Genomic DNA, 20,342 nt, shown 5'->3' with positions numbered 1-20,342 from the left:
CGAGGAGCTCGCGATGCCGAGAATGCGATGTAGCCCACTGTTGTGCCTGATGCTGGTCACGGCGGTTCATGCGCAGACCAACGTCTACAAATGCGTGGACGGGCCACATCCGGTCTATCAGCAGACACCCTGCCAGGGGCATGCGGAATGGCGCTGGGAGGTGCCCGAGGAGCAGTCGCTGTCACGCGGACCGGAGCCAAAGCTGGCCGGCGCGGGCAGCGCGGTGCGAGCGCGACCGCGCACCGTGCGCTCGGGGCGGCCGCAGGCCGCGCTGATACCCATCAGCACGGACCCCAGGGCCTGTGAGCGCGCACGACAGCGCCGCGGGGAGGTGCTGGCCAAGGTCAAGCGCCTGGACTTCGTACAGCGTCGGCAGCTCGATGACGCGGTGTACGACGCGTGCCGCTGAATCCGGTAATGATGGAAACGACAACGGCGCCCAAGGGCGCCGTCGTGCGGGACTACTGTGCGCTGGCCTTCAGCGCCCGTCGCTCGCGGCAGCCGGTGCCGGCGAGGGCACGCCTTCCGGCTTGGGCAGGCTCAGCTCCGGGTTGCCCTGTTCGGCCTGCAGGATCTGGATGCGGCGCTGCAGGGCATCCAGCTGGCTGTTGGTGCTCTGCACGTCGGTGCTGAGGCTGACCGCCTGCTGCTGCGCCTGCTGCAGGGCCGCGCTGACTTGGGCCGACTGCGCCTGCTGCTGTTCCATTTCCTGCTGCAGGGTGCGCAGGCGTTCCTCGTTGTAGGCCACCAGGCGCTCGGTGTAGCGCTTGCCGGCTTCCAGGCGGGTGGTATCGATGTACACCTGGGCCAGCTGCTCGGACTGCTGGGCAAAGGTACGGTAGACCCGCTCGGCGTTGTCGACGGCATCGGTCTTGATCACCCGCCAGAAGTTCTTCTCCTGGAACAGGGCGACGTAGTAGGTCAGGGTGTTGGCGTTGAACAGCAGGCTGGCGCCATAGTTGCCGTTGTAGGTCGTGCGCAGCTCGGTCAGCTGGCGCGAATCCATCAGCTGCTTGAGCTCGTCAACGGTGTTGCGCACCACCGGCGCGCTGCGTGCGGCCGGCTCTGCGGCTGCTTCGCGATCGCCACGGGCAGCCATGGCCGCCGGTGCCACCAGCATCATGGCTACGGCCAGCAGTGCCGCGCCGCGCGCGTGCCGGGCGAAGACCGCGCCCCCTGAAGTTTCTCGCATGTCTAGACCATCCACGGATGAGTGTGGGTTGAGATGAAGGTGGTTCCCCGCCGGGAGTCTAGCATGGGCGCAGGCGCCGCCAAGGGCGCCCGTCACGGGTCAGTAGACCAGCTGCGCCGCGCTGCACTGGATCGACTGCACGTTGACGTCGGTGCGGCCGAGTTCCAGGCCCAGCACGCTCGCCAGCAGGTTGGTCAGCAGGGTGCCGACGCTGTTGAGCACCGGCCGCAGGGCGGTCAGGATCGGCTTGAGCAGCGTGCACAGCAGGCCGCTGCAGCTCACGCTGCCATCCGGATTGGTGACGCCGGTTCCACCGGTACCATCGAGGAAGCCGGCCGGCGCGGTCTGGATGTACGAGGCCAGGTTGTTGCGTACACACCCGTTGTAGTCGATCAGGTTGCCCAGCAGGCTGTCGCAGCGGTTGATCAGCAGGCCGCCCACCAGCGATCCCAGCAGCCCATCGAGCACGCCCAGTCCCTGGCCGGTGACGGTCACCTTGAACGCGTCCCAGACCGGACCGTCCTTGTGGCAGGTGGCCAGGTTCAGCAGGCCGCAGGCGTAGGGCAGGCCTCCGGGTACGGTCCAGCTGTTGAGCGGGGCCAGTTGCCGGCTTGCGTCGCCATCGCGCAGCAGTGGAATCAACTTGTCCACCTCATAGCGGGTGTTCGGCGGGAAGGCCGCCTGCAGGTAGCGGTCGGCCAGTGCCTTGGCAGTGTCGTTGGCGCTCATGCCCTGCTTGGGTGAGCTGAGCATGCCTGACAGCACGCGCAGCAGTTCATTGACCAGGTCAGACACCGCGTTGCCTACTGCCAGCGGGTTGATCCGGGTCGAGGCGGTCTCGCCGGCGGCCAGGGTCAGGTTCTGGGAGCCGGTCAGGGCGGGCAGGGTGATCCTGTCATTGATCAAGGGTTGTCCGAGTAGTCTCAGCAACTGCTCGTTCTTCAGGGTGGCGTCGCAGACATTGCTCCTGGAAAAGCGTTGCGCCGGGTCGACATTACCGACGCAGGCGCGCAGCACCGACGAATCGACCTGGATGGTGGCCTTGGGTGGACTGGCGCCGCACTGGATACCGGTCAGCGTGCCCATCGCGTTGGCGACATCGACATGCAGTGGCAGGTGCAGGCGCGTGCCGAGCAGGTTCAGCAACGGGCCCACCGCGAACAGGTTGTTGCTGTCCACGTCCACCATCAGCCGCACCTGCGCGTTGTACGCGCGTGTGCCGACGCCACCGATGGCGATCGAGGGCGGTTCCACCACGCCGGCCTGGATGTTGATGCCCAGCAGGTCCAGTCCCTTCACCGCAACGCCATTGCCGTCGTTGGCGATGGAGATGGCGGTACTGATCAGGTTGAGCACGTTGACCTTCGTTTCCAGCGCGCTGCCGATCGTGCCATCGGGCGAGACCACTTCGGCGAACAGACCGCCGCCACCGGACTGGCTGCCCAGCACGATGTTGAGCTTGTTGATGTCCAGCTGGGTGGCGACCAGATCGGACAGTGCACGCAGCTGTACGCCCACGGTGCTGTCGCGGCCGACCACGGTGGCGGTGGCATCGACCAGCTGTGCCAGCGAGACCTTGTTGACCGACAGCAGCCGGTTGAAGTCAGCCACGCTGAGGTTGGCGCTGACCGGGATGTTCAGCGCCTTGAGCAGACCCGACGGCGTGATGTTGGCCTGGGCGAGGCCGTCATAGGACAGCACGGTGGCATTGGTCACATCCAGGCCGACCAGGCGCAGGGTCGACAACAGTACCGAGTCGCCATTGGTGCGCAGCAGCTGCGAACCGACCGCGAATACTGCAGTGGGCTTCGAACGGCGGGCTACGGCCTCCACGCTGACGGTGGGCAGGCCGGTGTTCTGGCCGAAGAACGGCAGCACGCTGCGCTGCGCGACCACCTGCACGGCATTGCGCGGGTTGCTGGCATCGACGGTGGTGACGAAGCGGTTCGACGTGCTGCGTGTGGCGCTCCAGTTGCCGCAGCGGATCTGCACGGTGCCTGCAAACCTGTTCTGGGTGACCGCGCTCTGCCGCGCTGCACTGTTGTCGCTGTTGTCAGACGTGCACAGCTCCAGCCGTTGTGCACCGGCCAGTGCAGCGAGGTCCGCGACTTTCTGTGCGTCACGCTTGGCCCAGAACAGATAGCCGATCTCTACCAGGCCCAGCATGGCGAGCAGCGCCAGCATGACCAGCATCATGGTGACCGACATGCCGCCGCGGGGGCGGCCGAAACTGAACTGGCGTGGGCGTTTCATGGCCTACCTCAGCGTCCCGATGAGGATGATCCCTTGGACTTGGCGACATCGGTTTCAAAGAAGTCCGGGATCTCGTGTTCGAAGCTCTTCATGTAGCGGGCGTAGCTCAACGTAGCCTGGTCGCCGAGGATCGGCAGGCGTTGCCCGGCCTGCTGCCCTGATGCCTGCAGGCGGAACAGGTCGCGCGTGGTGTCGCCGATCTGGCTGCGGCCGGGTCGCGCGGCTGCAGCGTTGCCGTCGGTGGTGGCGACCGCTGCAGGCGCCGCCTGCGGCACCGGTGCCGGCGGGGTCGCCAGGTCCACGGTGGCCAGTGACTCGGACTGCAGCGGCTGCGAAGCCGGCGCAGCGGGCGTGCCGCCGCCAAGCATCTGCCCGGTCAGGGGTTGCTGTTGCGCCTGCGCGCCGCCGGTCAACAGCAGGCAGGCCAGTGCAGGCAACAGGTGTCGGGTCAGGGGCATGGTGCTCATGGAGTGTTTCCGTTCGGCTGATCGGAGGTGCTGAAGCGCTCCAGCATCGAGGGCGGCAGGCGCTGCGGATCGCGCTCATCGCGGCTGTCGCGGCGTGGTTCCGCCGCCAGTCGCGTGGCGCCGGGCCGGTTGCTGCCGGCATCGCTGGCGGTAGCACGCGCAGGGGCCGGCACGACTGCGGCAGCTGCCGCGGCGGCCTGGCGCTGCTGCAGGCGGGCACGGATCTGCGCGGCCTGTTGCTGGATGCTGCGGCGGGTGTCCTCGTTGAGATTGGCCTGTCCGGCGAGGCGCTCTGCCGTGGTGGTGTCGCCACGCAGCACCGCCCACAGGGCGAGGTTGGCGGTGGCCTTGGCATTGCCTGGAGACAGCTCCAGCGCCTTGGCCAACGGTTCACGCGCCTGTTCGAACTGGCCTGCACGCAGACGTGCATAGCCGAGATCGCCCAGGTAATCGGTGTTCAATGGCTGCAGCTGCGTGGCTCGGGCCAGTGCCTCCTCGCTGCCGCCATCATCGTCACGGCGCGCGGCGATCAGGCCCAGGCCGTGTGCGGCTGCAGCGGCCTGCGGGCCACTGGAGAGCTCGCGGTACAGGGCGATGGCAGCGTCGGCCTGGCCGGTCTCGCGCAGGGCGTCGGCCTGCAGCAGGCGCAACGCCGGCGGGTCGCCATAGCGCTGGCGGAAGGCATCGACGTGGGCCAGCGAGGCATACCAGGCACCCTGCTGCTGCATGCGCCCGATCAGTTCCAGGTAGGCATTGCGGCTGTCCTGCGGCGCCGGTTCGGGCGCGGCCAGGCTGGGCGCGCGCAGGTACTTCGGCGTGGTCGACGCACAACCACTGGCGACGGCGGCAAGGGCGAGCAACAGGCAGGAGGTGCGCAGGGCAGGCATCAGGGCGATCCCATCTTGGACATGGTGGTGGCCAGCGCGACCAGCGCCGGTCCGGCAAGAACCAGCATCAGCGCTGGCAGCAGGGTCAGCATCATCACCACGGTCATCTTCACCGAGAGCTTGCCAACCTTTTCCTTCAGGGCGTTGCGACGCTGTTCGCGCAACCGGATGCTGAACTGCCGCAGTGGTTCCTGCACTGCGCCGCCGTGCGCGTGCACCTGCAGGATCAACTGCATCAGGCTGGTCAGGTCATCATCCGCGTAGACCTCGCTCAGCCGGCGCAGGGACTGCGCGCGCGTGCGGCCATGGGTGTACGCGACGTTGGCCTCCTGCAACTCGCCGCCAAGCACCGGCAACGCGTCGCGCAGCTTGTCGCCCAGCGTCTGCAGGCTCTGGTCCATGCTGAAGCCCACGCCCTGCAGCAGGCGCAGCAGGTCGATCAGCAGGGGCAGCTCGTTGTCGACGGCGCGCCGTCGCCGCTTCACCCACGAAGAGAGGATGAACTTCGGCAGCAGCAGGCCTGCCGCGAGCGCACCGATCACAACCATCATCCTGGCCAGCCCCTGGGAGCTGCTGAACGCCAGGGCCAGCACCAGCACCAGCACGCCCAGCAGCAGGCGCAGGCCAAGATAGATGGCGGTGCCACGACGTGTGTTCCAGCCCGCCAGGTCCAGCAGCAGCCGGTCTTCATTGGCCAGCAATGCAGATTCCAGGCGGCCGCCACTGAGCGCGCGCCCGAAGCGTTCCAGCCAACCCAGCGAATCACGGCGCGCGGCCTCCGTGTCGCGCGCCTCATCCCGCGGTTGCAGTGCGGTCTTCAAGGTGGCCGAGGTGCGCTGTTCGCGATGGCTGCGTACCCATCCGGCGATGCCCAGCAGGGCAACACCGGCGGCCAGAACCAGCAGCGACAGGGCAAACCAGGTGCTGGCGCTCATCGGGCACCTCCGTGGCGGATCCGGGTGGTCATAGCGACTTGGCCAGGCGGTAGAGCAGGAAAGCGCCAAACAGCTCCAGCCCCAGCGCGATCAACAGGATCTTGTGACCCAGCGGATCGTGCAGCACCGGCTGGAAGAATTCGGGGCTCGATATGGCCATCAGCACCGCGCTGGCCGGTGGCAGCAGGCCGAGCACCCAGGCTGACATGCGGGTTTCCGACGTGGTCGCGGCCAGCTCCTGCTGGGCCTGCTCCAGGTCGCGCATGAAATCGCCCATGCGCTGCAGGATCTGATCGGAGCGTCCGCCGATGCGTACGCTGACACCAATCACGACGGACAGCACCTTGAGCACATCCATCCGGTAGGGCTGTGCCGCCAGGCTCAGGGCACGGTCCAGGTCCATGCCGCTGCGCGCGTAGCGCACGGTGGTGTCCAGCAGTCCCCGCAGCGGCGCGCTGGTCTGCATCGACGCCACCTGGAAGGCAGCCTGCAGGCTGTTGCCGAGCGCGGTCAGCCGCACCAGGTTGTCGAGGAAGTCGGGCAGCTGGTGCAGCAGTTGTGCACGCAGTTTCGTGGTGCGGCGCATGACCCACAGCCAGCAGGCCAGCAGGTACAGCAGCAGGGTCAGGGGGAACATCCACGCCGTACCGAGCCTGAGCATGGCCACGACCGAAAGCACCAGTCCCGGCACCAGCATCATGATGGGCAGCTTCCAACCCGTCTGCAGGCCCGCACGTTGCAGCAGGCCGTCCAGCGGCAACACCCGGCGCCCGGCACTTGCCGGTCGCGCCGGGTCGTTGGCGGCGGCTACGGATGCCCCGGCCGGGGCTCCGCCACTGGCGCCTCCGCGAGCCAGCTGCTGCTCGGCGTGCTGCAGCGAAGCCTGGCGTTGCTCCCGGTTGCTGGCGGTGCCCCACAGCCATACCGCAAGCGCCAGCAGCACCGAGATGATGCTCAGTACACCCAGCAGCAGGCCCGTGCCCATGCTCAGAAGTCTCCGTACAACGATTCGCGCAACTGCTGCCGGAACGGCTCCAGCTTGTGCGAATGCGGGTGGAAGCCCAGTCCGATCCAGCGATCGATTTCCTTGCCGTTGCCATCGATCTGCAGTTCGTGACGGAACATTTCCTGGGTCGTGATCAGGTTGTCACTGACACCGGTGATTTCCGTGATCGAGACCAGCACGCGCCGGCCGCTGCCCAGCCGCGAGATCTGCACGATGAAGTCGATGGCGCTGGCGATCTGCCGGCGCAGGCTGTCCTCGCTGCCCTGGAACCCGGCGAAGCCGGCCAGCATCTCGATGCGGTACAGGCAGTCGCGCGGAGAGTTGGCATGGATGGTCGCCATCGAGCCGTCATGGCCGGTGTTCATCGCCTGCAGCATTTCCAGTACTTCGGCGCCGCGCACCTCGCCGACCACGATACGGTCCGGGCGCATGCGCAGGCTGTTGCGGACCAGGTCGCGGATGCTCACCGCGCCATGGCCTTCGGCGCCACCGATGCGGCTTTCCAGGCGGACCACGTGCGGGTGGTTGAGTGACAGTTCGGCGGTGTCCTCGACGGTGATCACGCGTTCGTTCGGCGGCACGTAGCTGGCCAGTGCGTTCAGCAGTGAAGTCTTGCCGGAACTGGTGCCGCCGGACACCAGAATGTTGCAGCGGCCCAGCACCATGGCCTTCAGCAGCGCCTGCATCGGCGCATCGAAGGTGCCCTTGGCCAGCAGCTCGTCCGGGGTGAACGGATCCTTGCGGAACTTGCGGATGGAGACCATCGGCCCATCCACTGCCAGCGGCGAGATGATCGCGTTGAGGCGGCCGCCGTTGGGCAGGCGCGCATCGACCATCGGGTTGGAGTCGTCCAGTCGGCGGCCCAGCGGCGCGAGGATGCGGCGAAGGATGCGCAGCAGGTGGGTGTCGTCGGTGAAACGCTGGGTGGCGCGCTTGAGCTGTCCTCCCTGCGAGACATGCACATCCTTGAACCCATTGATCAGGATGTCCTCGATCGTCGGGTCGTGCAGCAGGTCGTCGAGCGGGCCGAAGCCGGTCAGCTCCTTGACCAGGCCTTCGGCCACCACCTGCATCTCCTCCTCGTTGATCGGGATGCGCCATTCCTGGATGAAGCCCACCGTCTGCACCTGCACCCAGCGGGCGATGGTGTCAGGGGCCCAGGAATCGATGTCGATGCGCTCGTCCTCGATGCTGTTGAGCAGGTGCTCATGGGCGGCCGACAGCACCTTCTGGTACTGCTCGGTCTGCGCGAACGGCAGGTGGGCCGGGGCGCTGTCGGGCAGCACCGGGCGGATGGCGGCATGCGGGAACGGGGTTACCTTGTCTTCCATTGCGATCCACCCAGGGCAAGGGAGAGTCTTTCCCGCAGGCCATGGGCCTGGACCGGGCAGGCAGCCGGATCCAGGCGCGACACAAGCGGGGCGAGGGCACGCAGGTAGGGGTCGCGCGGTGCGTCCTGCAGCAGCAGATGTCCCTGGCTGGCCGCCAGGCGCACGCGCGGGCGTTCGGGCAGCGTGGCCAGCAGTGGCACTTCGAATCGGCGTGCGATCTGGTCGGGACTCATGCCGCTGCTGTCGTCGTGGCGGTTGATCACCAGCTGCAGGCGCTTCTCCCGTTCGCGCTGGCCGGCCAGGTGCTTCAAGGCCTGGTCGAGCGATACCAGCGTGGCGATCGAAGCGTCCGTGACCAGCCAGATCTCGTCGGCCTGGTCCAGCAACAGCGGCGGTAGCTGCCGCAGCGGGCAGCCACCGGCATCGCACAGCACGCTGGCGAATACGTGGCGCAGGCGCTGCAGCAGCGCAGCCGGATCGGATGGCGGCACCGCATCGCTGCCGCTGGCGCGGTCCAGCAGCACCAGGCCGGTGTCATGGCGAGCCATCGCAGTGCGGGCGAGGGTGGCGTCGATGCGGCTGGCGTTGCGCAGCGCGTCTTCGTAATGGAAGCGGCTGTCCAGGTTGAGGTACAGCGCGAGGTCACCCGAAGGCTGGGCCAGCTCCATCAGCAGGCCGTCCTGCTGCAGTGCCTCGCCCTGCGCCAGCGCACGGGTCTGCTGTGCCAGCACCGAAAGATGCGCGGCCAGCGTACTGGTGCCCACTCCGGCGCGCACGCCCAGCAGCACGATCAGGCGCGCCTTGTGCGCGTGCTGCGCGGCGGCAGCCGGTCGCGGCGACAGGGCGCGGCGCAGCGCGGCCTCGATGCCGACGTTGTCGCTGTCCAGGTCCAGCACATCGCGCAGGCCCGCCCGCAATGCGATGACGATGCCTTCCACCTGGCCGGTACTGGTGGCACCGACGGCAACCAATGCAAGATCCGGTTCGGTCTGTTGCAGTTGCTGCGCCAGTACGCTGGAGGCGGCGGCATGTTCAGGGCGGAAATCCAGCAGCACAAGGCTCTGCGGCCCGCGTTGCAGGTCCAGAGCGGAGGTCGGCGTGCTGCTGTCCTGCCAGTGCAGGGTAGTGGTCGGCGGCAGTTTGGCCGCCAGCCGGGGCAGCAGTTCGCGATCCATTCCGTACAGGACCAGATTCATCGGCGGTCCTTGCGGATGCAGCGGCTGGGCAGTGGCGTAGGGCATGGGCGTGGTATCGCAGGCATCATGGAATCAGCGTGAGAAGCCGGGTACCGGGTCCTGGCTGATGGGACCCAGCAGCCAGGCGCCCCATTCGGGCATGTGCGGCTTGGCCTCGCGTTCGCCAGGCAACGGCAGCTCGGTGTTGCGGGCCAGCGGCTGCACCAGCCGCGGCGTGACGATGATCACCAGCTCCTTGTCCTGGCGCTTGTAGTCGAAGTTGCGGAAGAACGAGCCGATGATCGGCAGGTCGCCCAGCAGCGGGATCTTGCCGACGTTGGAGACGACATTGGAGCTGACCAGACCGCCGATCACGAAGCTCTCGCCATCGCCCAGTTCGACCGTGGTGTCGGCACGGCGCGTGGTGATCGAGGGAATCTGCACGCCATTGAGGGCAATGGCGTTGCTGTAGTCCAGATCACTGGCTTCCGGTGCGACCTTCAGCGCGATGCGGTTGGGGGCCAGCACCGTTGGTGTCACCGTCAGGCCGATGCCGAACGGTTTATAGGTGATGGTGGTGGTGCCCAGGCCCTGCGGTTCCAGGATCGGCAGTTCGCCGCCAGCCAGGAAGCTGGCGCTCTGGCCGGATAGTGCGACCAGGGTAGGTTCGGCCAGCACGCGCGCCATGCCGTTGCTCTGCAACAGGTCGACATCGGCGTTCCACAGGCCCTTGGTCGAGCCGAACACCAGCCGGAACGCCGAAGAAATGGGTGACTCGGCCTCGTTGCCGGAGTTGCCTTCCTTCATGCCCGGCAGGATGCCGGTGTTGCCCGGCAACTGGCCGCCCGGGCGGGCGAAGCCGTAGGCGAAGCTGCCATTGCGGTTCTGGAAGCTGATGCCGATCTGCTTCAACGCGGTCTTGTTGAACTCGACCACCTTGACCTCGACCTGCACCACGCCGCCGCTGCTGACCGTCGACGCGTCGGCAAGCAGCCCGTCCTTGCCCAGCGCCATGGCCGCGGTCTTCTGTTCCTGCATGTGCGAGAGCACGCTATCGGCGCTTCCCTGCAGCAGGCCCTGGTTGTCCTGCTGAGTGAACACCAGCCCGTTGGAGCCTGCGTCTGCCGCGCCCTGCACGGCACTCTGCACCCGCACCTGCAGGCGTTGCGGCTCGGCCTGCTTGCGGTGCCACAGCAGGAGGGTCGTCGTACCCGGCGCTTTCCCGACCAGCAGGGCCTGCCGCTGCCCACGCAGCATCACGATATCGGCGACGCCTGGGTCGGCGATGGCGACCCGTTCCAGGTCGGCCGGAAGCGTCCACGGGCGCTGCTCACGCGCCTGCAACACGAGATCGTCTGCGGCCACGCTTGTTGCCGGAGCCAGCAGCACCAGCAGCAGGGCCAGCCAGCACTGGCGGGGGGAGGGGCGTGGGCGGCGGCGTTCGGTCATGGATGCGCTCGATGCAGGTCAAAGGGAACCGCGGGGGGCGGAGCTGTCGCCACGGATGATCTCGATGCCCGACGCACGCGGTGCGCTGCGTGGAGCCGCCGGCGCATGCACCGGGGGCTGCGGGTTGCTGCGGGCTGCGCTGTTGCCGCGGCCGGCCAGGGCATCACCATCGATGCCGGCGAAGGCGTGGTTCTCCGGCCGCTGCAGTGCGAGCTGCTGTTCGGCATCGAGGCCACGCACGGGATCGATCACGCCACGCGCCTGTGGGAACAGTGCAAGGTCGGGTTGCCCCGTATCGGCCGGGTTGCGCAGGGCAAGGAACAGCTTTCCCTGCTGCGCACCCAGCAGCAGCCGGTTGGCATCGGCCACCGGCACTGCCAGCACCGCACTGCGTGCCGGCTGGGTGGCCTCGTTGCCCGAGCCATGATTGCTGCCATTGCCGGTGATGTCGGCGGCGCGGGGATCGTTGCGGGTATCGCCTTCGTTGCCGGCGACGGCATCGCCGGTGACCGGAGCGATGTCCTGTTGACCGTAGCTGAGCACGCGCAGCCGCGACAGCAGCAGGCGGGTCTGCGCGGCCTCTGCCGGACCGCTGGCGTTGGGCTGGGCATTGCGCAGGTTGAGGAAGACATCGACGAAATCACCCGGCAGGATGCGGTTTCCGGCGCCGACCAGTTCGTCCACCGGGACGGCCAGCGCGCGTTCGCCGGGGCGCAGCTGCAGCGAGAATCCCTGTGCCAGGGCGCCGCTGCTGATGGCGGTGCCCTCGGCGATGTCCTGCACCGGCACCTTGCCGACCACGGCCGAGATGCTGGTGGCAGCACCGGCTACCGCCGTGGTCCGCTGCGCAAGGCGCACTCCATTGGCAGAGATCGGTTCACCGGCCGGCAGTCGTGCCACCGCCTCTACCACGGTGATCGCCTGGGCTTCGCTCTGCGCAACCGGGGCAACCGTGGCCGGCGCGGCCTGCTTGCGCCCGATCATCAAGGCGATCACCGCCAGCAGCACGGCCAGCCCGATCAGGGCGACGGCAGCGATGCGGGTCAACTTGAGCATGGAACCGTCTCCTGTGCCGATGGTCAGTTGCCGCTGCCGAGGTCGAGCTGGGCGACCGCGACACTACGGATGGGGGCCTGCATCACCCACTTGTAAAGCGTGGCGGTGCCCGGCAGGAAGGGATGGCTGGCGTAGTCGTAGCTGACGGTCACCGTCATGCACTGGGCAGTGGCCAGGCCGGCGCAGGGTGCCTGCGCGGAGACAACGATTGCGTTGCTGCCGCCATTGCTGCAGTCGACACCCTGTCCAGAGAATTTCAACAGCCACTGCATCGAACTGCGGGCTGCTACGCAGGCTGCGGTACGCCGTTCATTGGCGCTGCCATAGCGCAACGAAGCGCGAGCGCCCTCGGCCGAGGCCGTCGCCAATGTCTGTTGCGCGGCCATGATCATCACGCCGGAGAACGTGAACAGCAGCAGTGGCAGCAGGCCCAGCATGAGCATCAGGGCAAATTCGATGCTGGCTGCACCGCGTTGACGCCGTGGATTGCGGATGTTCATGCCACACCTCCATAGACGCTTGCCAGGACCCAACCGATGCCGGTGATGGCCAGGTAGGCTGCGTAGGGAATGCCATGTCGTCCCTGGCGCGCGGCCTGCATGTCGCGCAGGGCCGGGTGCGATTGCCATTGGCTGCTGGCGCGGTTGACCTGCATCTGAAGGCCCGTGGGCAGCATCACGCCCAGGCGGCGGCCGACAATGATCACTGCCGCGTGCAGGCCGGCCGCGAGACTGGCCACCATCCAGATCGGCAGCAGGGCTTTCCAGCCCAGCATCAGCCCCAGTACCGCGAAGAACTTGACGTCACCGGCGCCCATCCAGCGGATGGCATAGAACGGCAGCAGGGCCACCAGGCCGAGCGCCGCGCCCGCTGCGTGGGCAAGCCACGGCTGGCGCGGCGTACTGAACTGCCCCGCGATGATCAATGCGATGGCAATGATGGACGCAGACAACAGCCAGGCATTGGGCACCCGGCGGGCATACAGATCGCTGATCGCGATCCGCAGGCACACGCCGATGGCCAATAGTCCCAGCAACGTCATCGCGCACTCCGTCGTCCGTCATTGGACAGCCTGCAGTTGCCACCGGGCACATCCCAGCACCGCTGCAGGGATGTGCGATGCACGCAGGCTCAGCCGCCGGTCGCAGGTGCCGACCCGGAGGCCTTGGTGGCGAGTTCGGAGAGGTTCTTGAACAGCGTCTCGAAGAACCCCTTGATCTCCTTGTTGCCGACCGCGATCAGGATGCCGGCGATGACGGCGGCCAGCAGCCCGTACTCGAGCGCGGTGACGCCATCTTCTTCCTTCAGGAACTTGCGGATGGATGCGTTCATGGCCTTGTCTCCCTCTACTTGTTGTCTGCAGATGCAGGACACCTGTTGGGCGGTGGCCCGGCTCCGCCGGGATCGTCCGTGGGCCCCGCACATCCTGGCGGGGTGGCAAGACGGGAATGACCCGCCGTGCTCATTCCTGGTGATCTGCCCCGGGGGAAATGCCGGCCGCAACGTCGCAACCACGCGGCGATGCGCCGGCGGTCGAACTGTTCTGCGATACGGTCGTGGTCATACGCTCCCCCAGGTGTGGTCGTTTTTGAAGCGACCGGATCACCGTGTCGTCGACTTTGCCTGAATGGCGGTTGGCTGCAACTGGAACCTATATGCAAATTCGGCAGAAACGCGGCAGCCCTTAAACTTTCAGGTTGTTTCTGTGACGCGTATCCGTTCGCTGGCAAAACGATTCATCGACGTGCAGATATTGTGATGGCGCAAATGGTGCATGCGAATATCGTGCCACTGGCGACGACATTTTCTTCATCTCTGTATCTATTTTCTTCAATGCGGAGTTCGGGTTTACCTTCGATGATTATCGGGCATACTCGCTCTCACGTTGCTGCTTTCAACCGGGTTGGTCGCGCGGCACCGGCCGCGGCCATCCCGGCAATGGCGAAGGTTCCTGGAGGAATGGTGTGGCCCTGTCAGGCAGTGGGGGCCGCAGCGAGTTGCGGATCAACGGGGGGACGACACTGTCATGGTCGATGGTGGGGTAGAAGACAGCGACGACAGCGGCCTGCGATCGATCGATCTGGCGACGCTGGGCGGCGTACTTCGCGTGTGCGATGTCGAACTGCTGCTGCTCGATGGCAACGGGCCGCGGGCGGCCTTCGCTTCGCGCGTGCATGAGGAAGCCCTGTTCTGCAGCATCAGTTGCGGTTTCCACTGCCGTGGCCGCTTCATGCTGCCACCCGACTGGGCGATGCTGGGGTATCTGCACGCCACCGATGAAACACTGAGCTGGTGCCACGGGGTGCCGCTTGCACCGGGGATGGCGCTGACGGTGATGCCCGAAGGCATCAGCGAGTTTACGCTCAGCCCCGGTACGCACATGACCCTGATGCTGGTGCCGGTCGCACGGGTGCAACGCAAGTTGACCGAACTGAGCCTGCGCAGCACACCGCCCGCGGGCCAGGCACTTTCACTGTTCAATCTGGCGAACGATTCGGCGCCACTCGCCCATCATTATCAGCAGCTGCATCTTCAGCTCGGCCAGGGCGCTGGCCTGCAGCCGCAGGAAACCGAACGATTGCTGCACGAGCACGTGCAGGCCCTGCTCGGTGCAGGCGCCGCCGATCGCCCCGGCTGCAGCCGCGCCCGGCGCACGCATTATCTGATCGCGCAGCGGGCGGAGAACTTCATGCGGCTCAACCTGCGCCGCAATATCTACATGAACGAGATATGCGACGCGGCGGGTGTCAGCGAACGCGGCCTGCGCTATGCCTTCGAGGATCTGTTCGGAACTTCGCCCAACCGTTATCTGTCGATGCTGCGCTTGTGCGCTGCCTGCCGCAGCCTGTCCATGGCCGATTCCAGCCGCCGTTCGGTGAAGGCGATCGCCCTCAGCTGTGGCCTATGGGACCTCTCCCGCTTTGCCGACAACTACCGCAAGGTTTTCGGCGAGCTGCCGCGCGATACGCTGATGCGCGCTCCCGCGCAGATCGGCCAGCCGGCCTGAATCAAGCGCCGCAAGGGTTTCGGGGTGGTTTCTGCCGGAATTGCCCATGCGCTTGCCGATATCGTTGCCGCTTCTGCATAGCCCGCTGCCGATTCCGGCCGTGGATTTGCCGGAATGCGCGATTGCCGTGCCGGAATGAAGTGCGCAGCCACCGTTGCAAACGCTGAAATGTCAGTCACCTGCCTAACGGCAAGTCCACTGACATTCAAGTTGTTCGCCTACGGGGGAAGTGCTCATGAATCGCATCTACCGGCGTGTATGGAACCGCCAGCTCAATGCTCTGGTTGTGGCTTCGGAACTGGCCACCGGCGACAGCGGCGGCAGCGCCGCGCGGGATCCGCGCGCCTTCCTGCTGATGCCCACCACGCTCGCCCTGGCCCTGCTGTGCGTGCTGGCCAGTGGCCACGCAGGAGCATCCGAATCCAATCAGTCGCTGCGTGATCTGCAGGCTCTTGCAGCCAAGTACACCCAGCCGATGCCAGTCAAGGTCGATGCCGAGGTAGCCCTCGCGGCTGCCGCAAGCCAGGCCCAGAGCAGCCCGGCGATCAGCGCGGATGCGCGCGTCGGCCTGCAGTTGAGCACCGCGTCGCTGCCGGTGGTGCGTGACGTGCTGCCGGCCTCCGTGCAGGTCAAGCTGGCCGCGAACACGGCGCCGAAGCAGGTCGCCGTGCCAAGGCTTGCCGCTGATGTCCGAGCGAATGCCAACATCGGTCTTGGCGGCGCGCAGGTGGCATCAATCGATACCGGTGCAAAGGCGGCCGCCGGCATCAGCGGCGCGCCGGCGGGCGCACTGCGGGGTCTGAAGGCTTCTGTGGATGGGGCGCTGGATTCGAAGCTGAAGGTGGCAGGCCACCAGATCGACGCCCAGGGCCAGGTAAAGGCGACGGCGGCGATCACGCTGCCCGCCAAGGAGGAACTGCCGGGAGAAACCCACGATCGCGCGATCACCGCAGCATTCGATGCTGGTGCTGCCGGCAAGGTGCGCGTGCAGGCGCCGAATGGCCAAGAAGTGGTTGCCGATCGCAATCTGAAACTGGCCGGCCAGGCAACGGTTGCGGCGCAGAACAGCGCACTGGGTGTCGGTGGGCTGGTGGGTAGTGCGGTCGGCGCCGCAGGCAATGCAGTCGGTGGTGCGGTCGGCGGCGCCCTCAATGGCACGGTCGGCAGCGTGGGCGGCGCTGTTGGCGGCACGCTCAACAACACTGTAGGCGCCGTGGGTGGCGCACTGAACGGCACCGTAGGCACCGTCGGTGGTGCCGTCGGCGGCGCCCTCAATGGCACGGTCGGCAGCGTCGGCGGCGCCGTGGGCGGCACGCTCAACAACACCGTGGCCGCCGTTGGCGGCGCACTGAACGGTACCGTAGGCAGCATTGGTGGTACGGTCGGTGGTGCCCTGAATGGCACGGTCGGCAGCGTGGGCGGCGCCGTAGGCGGCACGCTCAACAACACTGTGGGCGCCGTAGGCGGCGCACTGAACGGAGCCGTGGGCACCGTCGGTGGTGCGGTCGGCGGCGCCCTCAATGGCACGGTCGGCAGCGTGGGCGGCGCTGTTGGCGGCACGCTCAACAACACTGTAGGCGCCGTGGGTGGCGCACTGAACGGCACCGTAGGCAGCGTCGGTGGTGCGGTCGGCGGCGCCCTCAATGGCACGGTCGGCAGCGTGGGCGGCGCCGTAGGCGGCACACTCAACAACACTGTAGGCGCCGTAGGCGGCGCACTGAACGGCGCCGTAGGCACCGTCGGTGGTGCGGTCGGCGGCGCCCTCAATGGCACGGTCGGCAGCGTGGGCGGCGCCGTAGGCGGCACGGTTGGCAGCGTCGGCACTGCGGTCGGCGGCACGCTCAACAACACCGTCGGTTCCGTCGGCGGTCTGCTCAATGGCGCCACCGGCTCCGGCACTGGCCTGGGTGGCCTGCTGGGCAACACGCTCGGCAACGTCGGCAGTGCCGTGGGCAACCTGCTCAACGGCAACCTCAATGGCACCCTCGGCAATCTGGGCAGCGCGGTCGGCGGCCTGGTCGGCGGCACGCTCGGTGGCCTCGGCCTGACCAAGCCCTCGGCGATCCCGCCCACCAGCCCGAAGGCGCCGGCTCCGGCCGATCCGAACGCGGGCCTGATCATCGGCACCGGCGGCCTGGTCGGCAATGTCGGGCAGCTGATCGGCCCGACCACCACCAGCCTGTTCGGTGGCGATGGCTACCTGAGCAACGGCAACCTCAAGCTCAGCAATGCCAACGTGATGCAGACCTACTCGACGGTCAATGTGCTGGGCCTGCCGGTGGTCAACCTGTCGCCGGTCGGCAGCACCCTCAACGGGCTGGGCGGTGCCGCTACCGGTGGCAGCTCGCACCTGACCCTGATCGGTGGCGTTACCTCCGACAGCTACATCTACAACATCAACAACGGCAATCCGGGCGGCCTGCTGGGCCTGCTGCTGCCGAAGGACTCGCCGGCGTGGGCCGCCAAGTGCCTGGACGTCGCCCTGGCTGACATCTCGTGCTGGGCCGTGAACGCCGCGCAGGACTACCAGGTGCTGATGGGCGATGGCGCCTTCGCCAACGGTTCGAAGGAAGTGGTGATCGGTGCCAATGCACGGCACGAATTGCCGAAGGTCGATGCCAACGTCGCCTTCCCGGGTGATGGGGTCAACGACCCGAGCAACCCGACCGGTGTACCGACCGCGGACTACGCTGCGCGCATGGGCCATTCGGTGATCGTCGGCGACAGTGCCGTCGGTACCGCAAACGGGCAGACCCTGCTCGGTGCTGAAGCCACCTCCAACCAGGCCAACTCGGTCGCACTGGGCTACCGCTCGGCCGCACTGCGCGGCGCGCAGGCCAGCTACAGTGCTTACGGCCTGACTGCTCCGCAGGTTTCGGCGGGCGAAGTGTCGGTGGGCACCGCCGGTGGTGGCGAGCGCCAGATCACCAACGTGGCTGCCGGTAGCGTCAACACCGATGCGGTCAACGTAGCCCAGCTGAAGGGCGCGATCAGCCTGATCAACGGCGTGGCCGATGCCGCCGTCACCTACGACCTGGATGCTGGCGGCAATCCGAACTACCGTCGTGTCACGCTTGGCGCGGGCACCGGCACCACCACCATCGGCAACCTGGCCGGCGGTGCGGTCACTGCCGGCAGTCTGGAAGCGGTCAATGGCGGCCAGCTGGCGGCGACCAATGCTGCCATCGCCAGCTTCTTCGGCGGCCGCGCGGCCTTCGATCCGGCCAGCGGCGCGTTCACTGCACCGCTGTTCGAGATCAGCACCATCTCCACCGGCGGCGCCATCGCCAAGGGCCTGTATGAGAACGCCACTGATGCTTTCGCCGCGGTCGACGGCTCGCTGGTCAATCTCAACACGCAGATCACCGATATCCGCAACGGTGGCACCAGGTACCTGCGGGTGAACTCGACCGGTACCGAGGCGCTGGCCACCGGCGCCGACTCGATCGCGGTCGGTACCAACGCCCGCGCCACCGCCGCCAACAGTATCGCGGTGGGTGCCGGCAGCCTGGCCGACCGTGCCAACAGCGTGTCCATCGGTGCGGCGGGTGCCGAACGCCAGGTCACCAACATGGCCGCCGGTACCGCCGCGACCGATGCGGTCAACCTGGGCCAGCTGCAGGCGTCGGAGCAGGGCGCCCTGCGCTATGACCTCAACGGCGACGGCAGCGTCAACTACGCCAGTGCCACGCTGGGCCAGAGCGGCACCGCCACCACGCTGCGCAACCTGGGCCCGGGCCAGGTCAGTGCCACCAGCAGCGAGGCCATCAACGGTGCCCAGCTGTTTGCGGCCAACCAGGCCGTTGCCACCCACCTCGGTGGTGGCGCGGCGGTCAACGCCAGCGGCGTGCTGACCGCACCGACCTACTCGATCAACAACGTCGCCGCCAACGGCACGATTACCAAGGGCAACTACAACGACGTCGGTACCGCCTTCGACGCGGTCAGCAATTCGCTGGCCAACGTTGCCGACCAGACCGGCGAGATCGACAAGTTGGCCGTGAAGTACGACGTCGACGGCAGCGGCAACGTGCTCAACAGCGTGACGCTGACGGGCACCGGCACCGGCGCGGTGAAGATCACCAACGTCGCCGCCGGCAGCATCCTGGCCGGCAGCAGCGATGCCATCACCGGCGACCAGCTGTTCAGCACCCACAGCACCATCGCCAACTACTTCGGTGGCACCACCGCGTACAACGGCACCACCAACGTGTGGACCGCGCCGAAGTTCAGCATCTCCAGCATCGCCACCGATGGCACTTTCACCAGCGGCGACTACAACAATGTCACCGCCGCCTTCACTGCGGTGGACGGCTCGCTGAAGGTCCTCAACCAGCGCATCACCAACGGCGGCGGTGGCAGTGCCTACCTGGCGGTGAACTCGACGGCAGCGGCCGCAACGGCGGCCGGGGCGGAGGCGGTGGCGGTCGGCCCGCAGGCCAGTGCGGCCGGTGCCAACAGTGTGGCGGTCGGCAACGGCGCCAGCGCCAGTGCCGGCAACAGCGTGGCACTGGGTGCAGGTTCGGTGGCCAGCGTCGGTGCGCAGAGCGGCTACACCGGTGCCTACGGCCAGACCGGTGCCAGCAACTCGGCCGGTGAGGTCTCGGTCGGCAGTACTGGCAGTGAGCGCAAGATCACGCATGTCGCCGACGGTTCCGATACGTACGACGCAACCAATGTCGGCCAGCTGAAGAACGGCGTGAACTACGCCATCGACGAATCGAAGAAGTACACCGACCAGAAGATCCAGAACATCACCAACGTGGCCGGCAGCTTCCGCGCCAACAACACCAACAACCTGGCCGACCCGTCCGCCAGCGGTGCCAACTCGGCCGCCGGTGGTGCAGGCTCAACCGCAGCCGGCGCCAACTCGACCGCGCTGGGCAATGGTTCGCAGGCGCAGGCCGACAACTCGGTGGCGCTGGGTGCGGGATCGGTGGCGAACCGGGCCAACACGGTCTCGGTGGGTGCCGCTGGTGCCGAACGCCAGGTGGTCAACGTGGCCGACGGTTCGCAGGCCACCGATGCGGTCAACGTACGCCAGCTGCAGGCCTCGCAGCAGGGCACGATCCGCTACGACACCACGGTGAACGGTGCGACCAACTACAACAGCGTCACCCTGGGCAGCACCAGCAGCGGCCCGACCACGGTGCGCAACGTCGCCGCCGGCACCGCCGGTACCGACGCGGTCAACGTGGACCAGCTGAAGTCGGGCATGGCGCAGACCCTGGATTGGTCGAAGGCGTACACCGACGAGCGCATGGGCGGCTTCGAGCGCGACCTGCGCAAGACCGACAACCGCGCCTCGGCCGGTATCGCGTCGGCGATGGCCACCGCAGCGCTGCCGCAGCCCAGCGAAGCGGGCCGCAGCATGGCCTCGGTCGCCGCTGGCAGCTACAACGGCGAGTCGGGCGTGGCGATCGGTATCTCCGGTGTCTCTGAAGGTGGTCGCTGGATCTACAAGTTCAGCGGCTCCACCAACAGCCGTGGCGAGGCCGGTGTGGCCGTCGGTGCCGGCATCCAGTGGTGATCCCCGCGGCCGGGCCGCACGCGCGGCCCGGCATCGCGGAAACGTCCAAAGGGG

Annotated in this window: 16 protein-coding genes; 3 read left to right on the top strand and 13 right to left on the bottom strand. The window is 67.3% G+C overall.

Annotated elements, in window-relative coordinates; genetic code table 11:
* Positions 1 to 13 precede the first annotated feature (13 nt).
* Positions 14 to 409, top strand: a complete 396-nt coding sequence (locus Q9Q79_RS12100; RefSeq protein WP_201862532.1) for a hypothetical protein — start codon at positions 14 to 16, stop codon at positions 407 to 409.
* Positions 410 to 478: 69 nt separating this feature from the next.
* Here the strand turns inward: Q9Q79_RS12100 and Q9Q79_RS12095 are convergent, their stop codons facing one another.
* The 13 genes from Q9Q79_RS12095 to Q9Q79_RS12035 all read right to left on the bottom strand — a co-directional run bounded on the left by Q9Q79_RS12095 (position 479) and on the right by Q9Q79_RS12035 (position 13,083).
* Positions 479 to 1,192: a DUF2968 domain-containing protein gene (locus Q9Q79_RS12095; RefSeq protein WP_005410003.1), complete on the bottom strand. Its 714-nt coding sequence runs from the start codon at positions 1,190 to 1,192 to the stop codon at positions 479 to 481.
* A 99-nt stretch (positions 1,193 to 1,291) separates the two neighbouring features.
* Complete coding sequence (locus tag Q9Q79_RS12090) at positions 1,292 to 3,445, bottom strand: TadG family pilus assembly protein (RefSeq protein WP_201862529.1); 2,154 nt, start codon at positions 3,443 to 3,445, stop codon at positions 1,292 to 1,294.
* A gap of 8 nt (positions 3,446 to 3,453) precedes the next feature.
* A complete protein-coding gene (locus tag Q9Q79_RS12085; protein ID WP_043035228.1) occupies positions 3,454 to 3,912 on the bottom strand; it encodes a DUF3613 domain-containing protein in 459 nt (152 codons plus the stop codon).
* A complete protein-coding gene (locus tag Q9Q79_RS12080; RefSeq protein ID WP_062606245.1) occupies positions 3,909 to 4,799 on the bottom strand; it encodes a Flp pilus assembly protein TadD in 891 nt (296 codons plus the stop codon). The genes Q9Q79_RS12085 and Q9Q79_RS12080 overlap by 4 nt, the downstream gene beginning before the upstream one ends.
* Entirely contained in the window at positions 4,799 to 5,734 is a 936-nt protein-coding gene (locus Q9Q79_RS12075) for a type II secretion system F family protein (protein ID WP_043035230.1), read from the bottom strand. The genes Q9Q79_RS12080 and Q9Q79_RS12075 overlap by 1 nt, the downstream gene beginning before the upstream one ends.
* Before the next feature lie 28 nt (positions 5,735 to 5,762).
* The gene (locus Q9Q79_RS12070) at positions 5,763 to 6,719 is read right to left on the bottom strand and encodes a type II secretion system F family protein (protein ID WP_043035231.1); all 957 of its coding nucleotides are present in this window, start codon (positions 6,717 to 6,719) and stop codon (positions 5,763 to 5,765) included.
* A gap of 2 nt (positions 6,720 to 6,721) precedes the next feature.
* A complete protein-coding gene (locus tag Q9Q79_RS12065; RefSeq protein WP_201862528.1) occupies positions 6,722 to 8,071 on the bottom strand; it encodes a CpaF family protein in 1,350 nt (449 codons plus the stop codon).
* Positions 8,056 to 9,312, bottom strand: coding sequence for a fimbrial protein (locus Q9Q79_RS12060; RefSeq protein ID WP_024958095.1), 1,257 nt, complete (start codon positions 9,310 to 9,312; stop codon positions 8,056 to 8,058). The genes Q9Q79_RS12065 and Q9Q79_RS12060 overlap by 16 nt, the downstream gene beginning before the upstream one ends.
* 27 nt (positions 9,313 to 9,339) lie before the next feature.
* Complete coding sequence (locus Q9Q79_RS12055) at positions 9,340 to 10,695, bottom strand: type II and III secretion system protein family protein (protein WP_111198466.1); 1,356 nt, start codon at positions 10,693 to 10,695, stop codon at positions 9,340 to 9,342.
* A gap of 18 nt (positions 10,696 to 10,713) precedes the next feature.
* Positions 10,714 to 11,751: a Flp pilus assembly protein CpaB gene (gene cpaB / locus Q9Q79_RS12050; RefSeq protein WP_201862527.1), complete on the bottom strand. Its 1,038-nt coding sequence runs from the start codon at positions 11,749 to 11,751 to the stop codon at positions 10,714 to 10,716.
* Positions 11,752 to 11,774: 23 nt separating this feature from the next.
* Positions 11,775 to 12,251 carry a TadE/TadG family type IV pilus assembly protein gene (locus tag Q9Q79_RS12045; RefSeq protein ID WP_043035235.1) on the bottom strand — a complete coding sequence of 159 codons (477 nt, stop codon included), beginning with the start codon at positions 12,249 to 12,251 and terminating at the stop codon, positions 11,775 to 11,777.
* Entirely contained in the window at positions 12,248 to 12,793 is a 546-nt protein-coding gene (locus Q9Q79_RS12040; RefSeq protein ID WP_049471225.1) for a prepilin peptidase, read from the bottom strand. Before Q9Q79_RS12040 ends, Q9Q79_RS12045 begins: the two co-directional genes overlap by 4 nt.
* An 89-nt stretch (positions 12,794 to 12,882) precedes the next feature.
* Positions 12,883 to 13,083 carry a Flp family type IVb pilin gene (locus Q9Q79_RS12035; RefSeq protein ID WP_005409991.1) on the bottom strand — a complete coding sequence of 67 codons (201 nt, stop codon included), beginning with the start codon at positions 13,081 to 13,083 and terminating at the stop codon, positions 12,883 to 12,885.
* A 694-nt stretch (positions 13,084 to 13,777) separates the two neighbouring features.
* Here Q9Q79_RS12035 and Q9Q79_RS12030 point away from each other — a divergent pair.
* Positions 13,778 to 14,758, top strand: coding sequence for a helix-turn-helix domain-containing protein (locus tag Q9Q79_RS12030; protein WP_005409990.1), 981 nt, complete (start codon positions 13,778 to 13,780; stop codon positions 14,756 to 14,758).
* Between the two features lie 235 nt (positions 14,759 to 14,993).
* On the top strand, positions 14,994 to 20,288 hold the full coding sequence (locus Q9Q79_RS12025) for an ESPR-type extended signal peptide-containing protein (RefSeq protein WP_286243277.1): 5,295 nt from the start codon (positions 14,994 to 14,996) through the stop codon (positions 20,286 to 20,288).
* The last annotated feature ends 54 nt before the right edge of the window (positions 20,289 to 20,342 follow it).

It is taken from the genome of Stenotrophomonas sp. a6 (assembly GCF_030913325.1).
In the GTDB taxonomy this organism is placed as follows: domain Bacteria; phylum Pseudomonadota; class Gammaproteobacteria; order Xanthomonadales; family Xanthomonadaceae; genus Stenotrophomonas; species Stenotrophomonas maltophilia.
The sequence above is the reverse complement of the archived record's forward strand: the minus strand, read 5'-3'. Positions and strand labels throughout refer to the sequence as shown.

Excerpts from the sequence above, each read along its gene's own strand:
- Q9Q79_RS12085 (WP_043035228.1), bottom strand. The coding sequence starts at position 3,912 with ATGAGCACCATGCCCCTGACCCGACACCTGTTGCCTGCACTGGCCTGC.
- Q9Q79_RS12045 (WP_043035235.1), bottom strand. The coding sequence starts at position 12,251 with ATGAACATCCGCAATCCACGGCGTCAACGCGGTGCAGCCAGCATCGAA.
- Q9Q79_RS12075 (WP_043035230.1), bottom strand. The coding sequence starts at position 5,734 with ATGAGCGCCAGCACCTGGTTTGCCCTGTCGCTGCTGGTTCTGGCCGCC.
- Q9Q79_RS12065 (WP_201862528.1), bottom strand. The coding sequence starts at position 8,071 with ATGGAAGACAAGGTAACCCCGTTCCCGCATGCCGCCATCCGCCCGGTG.
- Q9Q79_RS12055 (WP_111198466.1), bottom strand. The coding sequence starts at position 10,695 with ATGACCGAACGCCGCCGCCCACGCCCCTCCCCCCGCCAGTGCTGGCTG.
- Q9Q79_RS12030 (WP_005409990.1), top strand. The coding sequence starts at position 13,778 with ATGGTCGATGGTGGGGTAGAAGACAGCGACGACAGCGGCCTGCGATCG.
- Q9Q79_RS12095 (WP_005410003.1), bottom strand. The coding sequence starts at position 1,192 with ATGCGAGAAACTTCAGGGGGCGCGGTCTTCGCCCGGCACGCGCGCGGC.
- cpaB (WP_201862527.1), bottom strand. The coding sequence starts at position 11,751 with ATGCTCAAGTTGACCCGCATCGCTGCCGTCGCCCTGATCGGGCTGGCC.
- Q9Q79_RS12040 (WP_049471225.1), bottom strand. The coding sequence starts at position 12,793 with ATGACGTTGCTGGGACTATTGGCCATCGGCGTGTGCCTGCGGATCGCG.
- Q9Q79_RS12100 (WP_201862532.1), top strand. The coding sequence starts at position 14 with ATGCCGAGAATGCGATGTAGCCCACTGTTGTGCCTGATGCTGGTCACG.
- Q9Q79_RS12025 (WP_286243277.1), top strand. The coding sequence starts at position 14,994 with ATGAATCGCATCTACCGGCGTGTATGGAACCGCCAGCTCAATGCTCTG.
- Q9Q79_RS12035 (WP_005409991.1), bottom strand. The coding sequence starts at position 13,083 with ATGAACGCATCCATCCGCAAGTTCCTGAAGGAAGAAGATGGCGTCACC.
- Q9Q79_RS12080 (WP_062606245.1), bottom strand. The coding sequence starts at position 4,799 with ATGCCTGCCCTGCGCACCTCCTGCCTGTTGCTCGCCCTTGCCGCCGTC.
- Q9Q79_RS12090 (WP_201862529.1), bottom strand. The coding sequence starts at position 3,445 with ATGAAACGCCCACGCCAGTTCAGTTTCGGCCGCCCCCGCGGCGGCATG.
- Q9Q79_RS12060 (WP_024958095.1), bottom strand. The coding sequence starts at position 9,312 with ATGCCCTACGCCACTGCCCAGCCGCTGCATCCGCAAGGACCGCCGATG.
- Q9Q79_RS12070 (WP_043035231.1), bottom strand. The coding sequence starts at position 6,719 with ATGGGCACGGGCCTGCTGCTGGGTGTACTGAGCATCATCTCGGTGCTG.